The organism is Celeribacter neptunius, assembly GCF_900113955.1.
GTDB lineage: Bacteria > Pseudomonadota > Alphaproteobacteria > Rhodobacterales > Rhodobacteraceae > Celeribacter > Celeribacter neptunius.
The window spans coordinates 1-2500 of record NZ_FORH01000018.1; the positions used below are offsets into that span (position 1 = coordinate 1).

Genomic DNA, 2500 nt, shown 5'->3' on the forward strand with positions numbered 1-2500 from the left:
AAACGCAGAAAGCCGCCCTATGGGCGGCTATATCGTTGATATTATATGGGTATTTAGTTGTTCGACCTTGGTTGCGGGAGTAGGATTTGAACCTACGACCTTCAGGTTATGAGCCTGACGAGCTACCGGGCTGCTCCATCCCGCGCCAGGGTCGACTATATTTGATTTCATCGATTGAGAGATTATTGGCTCTTTATTAGGTTTGGCGGTGACCTACTCTCCCACGTCTTGAGACGCAGTACCATTGGCGCGAACGTGCTTAACGGCCGAGTTCGGGAAGGGATCGGGTGTTTCACTGTTGCTGTGACCACCAAACCGAATAAAGAGCCAAGTCAAGTATGTGTGTATGCTTTTGATATTGTCCTTTGAAGCCCTACCGCTTCGCTACTTGAGTGCGAAGCAAAAGTTTTGCTTTTACTGGATCAAATCAAGCCTATCGGGCAATTAGTACTGGTCAACTGAATGCATTGCTGCACTTACATCTCCAGCCTATCGACGTGGTGGTCTTCCACGGCCCTCAGGGATACCTTGTTTTGAGGGGGGCTTCCCGCTTAGATGCCTTCAGCGGTTATCCTTTCCGATCATAGCTACCCTGCACTGCTGCTGGCGCAACAACAGGTCCACCAGTGGATCGTTCACCCCGGTCCTCTCGTACTAGGGGCAACTCCTCTCAAGTATCCTACACCCACGGCAGATAGGGACCGAACTGTCTCACGACGTTCTAAACCCAGCTCACGTACCTCTTTAAATGGCGAACAGCCATACCCTTGGGACCTGCTCCAGCCCCAGGATGAGATGAGCCGACATCGAGGTGCCAAACACTGCCGTCGATATGGACTCTTGGGCAGTATCAGCCTGTTATCCCCGGCGTACCTTTTATCCGTTGAGCGATGGCCCTTCCACTCGGGACCACCGGATCACTATGGCCGACTTTCGTCTCTGCTCGACTTGTCAGTCTTGCAGTCAGGCTGGCTTCTGCCATTGCACTCAACGAGCGATTTCCGACCGCTCTGAGCCAACCTTCGCGCGCCTCCGTTACTCTTTGGGAGGCGACCGCCCCAGTCAAACTACCCGCCACACAGGGTCCCGGATCCGGATAACGGACCGCGGTTAGACATCAAGCAGAACAAGGGTGGTATCTCAAGGGAGGCTCCACAGGGACTGGCGTCCCTGCTTCAAAGCCCACCACCTATCCTGCACATGTTCGGCCTAATGCCAGTGTGAAGCTGTAGTAAAGGTGCACGGGGTCTTTCCGTCTAACCGCGGGAAGCCTGCATCTTGACAGGCAATTCAATTTCGCTGAGTCGATGTTGGAGACAGCGGGGAAGTCGTTACGCCATTCGTGCAGGTCGGAACTTACCCGACAAGGAATTTCGCTACCTTAGGACCGTTATAGTTACGGCCGCCGTTTACCTGGGCTTCAATTCGGAGCTTGCACTCCTCCTTTTAACCTTCAGGCACCGGGCAGGCGTCAGACCCTATACGTCGTCTTGCGACTTCGCAGAGCCCTGTGTTTTTAGTAAACAGTCGCCACCCCCTGGTTTGTGCCCCCAGCCAATACTTGCGTAGAAACTGGGCCTCCTTCTCGCGAACTTACGGAGGTATTTTGCCGAGTTCCTTCAACATCGTTCTCTCAAGCGCCTTGGTATTCTCTACCAGTCCACCTGTGTCGGTTTAGGGTACGATCTAATGAGAGGCTATTTCCAGGGACCGCTGAGCTGCCCATTCAATCCGATAAGGATGAACAACCTTTGCGATCCGTCACTTCTCTCTGGCCCAGGAATATTAACCTGGTTCCCATCGACTACGCCTTTCGGCCTCGCCTTAGGGGTCGGCTTACCCTGCTCAGATTAGCTTTAAGCAGGAACCCTTGGACTTTCGGCGACAGGGTCTCTCACCCTGTTTGTCGCTACTCATGTCATCATTCTCACTAGTGATCTCTCCACCGGATCGTTCACACGCCGGCTTCACAGAAAGCCTCTTGTGTCCAAGCCTTCCGAAGAAGGTAAGGACACATGAGACTATGTCACACTACGCTCTGCTACCATGCCTTACGGCATCCTCAGCTTCGGCTCATGGCTTGAGCCCCGTTACATCTTCGCCGCAGGACAACTTATCTAGACCAGTGAGCTGTTACGCTATCTTTAAAGGATGGCTGCTTCTAAGCCAACCTCCTGGTTGTTTTGGTCGTCCCACCTGCTTTCCCACTTAGCCATGAATTAGGGGCCTTAGCTGGAGGTCAGGGTTGTTTCCCTCTCCACTACGGGCGTTAGCACCCGCAGTGTGTCTGCCATCTAGTACTCCCGGGTATTCGGAGTTTGGTTAGGATCAGTAAGCCTGTGGGGCCCCATTACCCATCCAGTGCTCTACCCCCCGGGGTATTCGGATGACGCTCTACCTAAATAGATTTCGCAGAGAACCAGCTATCTCCGAGTTTGATTGGCCTTTCACCCCTAGGCACAACTCATCCCGACCTTTTTCAACAGGTGTGGGTTCGGAC

The 2500-nt window shown here is 53.3% G+C and carries 1 tRNA gene and 2 rRNA genes (1 of these 3 cut by a window edge); all 3 read right to left on the reverse strand.

Annotation, left to right across the window (positions count from 1 at the left end):
* Positions 1-68: 68 nt before the first annotated feature.
* Positions 69-145, reverse strand: a tRNA-Met gene (locus BM151_RS21315).
* A gap of 55 nt (positions 146-200) precedes the next feature.
* Positions 201-315 (reverse strand): 5S ribosomal RNA (rrf, locus tag BM151_RS21320).
* Positions 316-423: 108 nt separating this feature from the next.
* Positions 424-2500 (reverse strand): 23S ribosomal RNA (locus BM151_RS21325) (it continues 750 nt past the right edge of the window).